At 44.8% G+C, this 382-nt stretch carries 1 protein-coding gene; it reads left to right on the forward strand.

Annotated elements, in window-relative coordinates; all coding sequences use genetic code 11:
- Positions 1 to 382: AIPR family protein (locus GNF10_RS37380; protein ID WP_185607527.1), on the forward strand; the 382-nt coding region annotated here is incomplete at both ends.

The following is a 382-nucleotide window of genomic DNA, read 5'->3' on the forward strand; positions in this document are numbered from 1 at the left end:
TGTCAGCCAATAAAGTTAAGCCTATCAAGAACAAAACTGAACTGGAGCTAGAAGTCTTAGAAGCTAACGAGGGCGGTAGTGATGGGATTATCAACGGTGGCCACACAGTATTAGGGTTTGAGCAAGCGAAAAATTACAAATATGATCTAACCGAAGCCAGGGTAAAAGTTACGATCCACATTGGACTGACTGAAGAATCGGCCAAAGACATAGCCCTAGCCTCCAACACGACAACGCCAGTAGATTCTCGCTCCAAAGTCAACGCTAGGGGTGATTACAAATTCGTCAAGCAGTATTTAGCTCAGTTAGAAAGAGCAGAAGATAGAAAATTCCGCATCGCCTATTATCAGAATCAAAGCGGCGCTCCCAGAAATGCCCAGTG

The organism is Nostoc sp. UCD121, from assembly GCF_014222285.1.
GTDB lineage: Bacteria > Cyanobacteriota > Cyanobacteriia > Cyanobacteriales > Nostocaceae > Nostoc.